Raw genomic sequence first — 1314 nt, 5'->3', positions numbered from 1 at the left:
GCTGTTGCACGTGTCGACGGACGATCGGGTGCGGTCCCAGGTGAGCGGGCTCGCACTCTGCACACTCTGCCCGGCGGTGAGGGTCACGACCTGATCGCTCGGGTCGGTCTGGCAGTCGGTGGAGCGCCACCAGGTGTCGGAACCGCTCGTGATCGTGAACACCTGCTGCGCGGAGCCGACGTTGATGGTGCAGTCGACGCCTGATGTGTTGGTCAGCTTGATCGACAGCTTCGGGTTCTGCCCCGACGCGTACGAGGTCTGGTCGACGACCGGGTCGACAGTCACCTCGTTCGCCGTGCAGGCGCCCGGCGTCCCGCCGGGAGTCGGAGTGGATGCCGCGGCCCCCGGTGTCGCCGCACCGGGAGGCGCAGACGGGCTGGCCGCGCCGGTCGCAGCGGGCGAATCGACAGGGGAGAGAGACGAGGACGACTGCGGCGCCCCGCGCCACGGCTGGGCGATGACGACGAAGACGACCGCGGCGATGACGACCACCAGCACGAACAGCACGGCCAGGCGCCGGCGCCGATAGACGGCGCGCGAGTGCCGACGACGGCGGAGCGGCGGGATGGTCACCGTTCCAGGCTAGGCGGCGGGTCGACGGCGACGCGACGCCCGCGCCGGGGGCCGCGGCATCCGTGCGTCGCGACCGGGACGGGTCAGAGGTTCTTGAGCATGCGCGTGTTGCCGAGGGTGTTCGGCTTCACGTGCGCGAGGTCGAGGAACTCGGCCACACCCTCGTCGGGACTGCGCACGAGCTGCGAGTAGACGTCGTTGTCGACGACGTGCTCGCCGATGGGCGCGAAGCCGCGACGGGTGAAGAAGTCGACCTCGAAGGTGAGGCAGAACAGGCGCGTGAGGCCGAGCCGGCGGGCGTGCTCCTCCAGGGTCTCGACGACCGCACGGCCGACGCCGGTGTGCAGCCACGGGTCGGCCACGATGAGAGTGCGCACCTCGCCGAGGTCCTCCCACATGACGTGCAGAGCACCGCACGCGATGACCTCGCCCTCGGCGTCGACGGCGACGACGAACTGCTGCGTGGCCTCGTAGAGCACGACGAGGTCTTTGCCGAGCAGGATGCGACGCTGCACGTACGGCTCGAGCAGGCGATGGATGGCGCGCACATCGGCGGTGCGCGCACGGCGGATCTCGAACGATCCGGTGTTGACGGGGGACGCTCCGGAGGATGCGGCGTCGGTCATGCTGACCACAGTAGACCGCACACCCCGTGGCATCCGGGCGTACCGGCGTCACCGGTGTTGACTCGTGCCATGTCGATCGTCGAGAAGGGCGCCGCGCTGCGCGCGCTGCACACCG

The 1314-nt window shown here is 70.3% G+C and carries 2 protein-coding genes; both read right to left on the bottom strand.

From position 1 onward, the window contains the following. Window positions 1-573 (bottom strand): hypothetical protein (locus tag ASG00_RS01855; RefSeq protein ID WP_162238315.1); only part of this gene is annotated, 573 nt, incomplete at its 3' end. 83 nt (window positions 574-656) lie between these two features. Next, window positions 657-1199, bottom strand: a complete 543-nt coding sequence (locus ASG00_RS01850) for an amino-acid N-acetyltransferase (protein ID WP_056206440.1) — start codon at window positions 1197-1199, stop codon at window positions 657-659. Window positions 1200-1314: the final 115 nt, after the last annotated feature.

The organism is Microbacterium sp. Leaf351, from assembly GCF_001423825.1.
In the GTDB taxonomy this organism is placed as follows: domain Bacteria; phylum Actinomycetota; class Actinomycetes; order Actinomycetales; family Microbacteriaceae; genus Microbacterium; species Microbacterium ginsengisoli.
Note: the sequence above shows the minus strand (reverse complement) of the source record. Positions and strands in the feature narration are given on the sequence as shown.

Coding starts and splice junctions, on each gene's coding strand:
- ASG00_RS01850 (WP_056206440.1), bottom strand. CDS start 1,199: ATGACCGACGCCGCATCCTCCGGAGCGTCCCCCGTCAACACCGGATCG.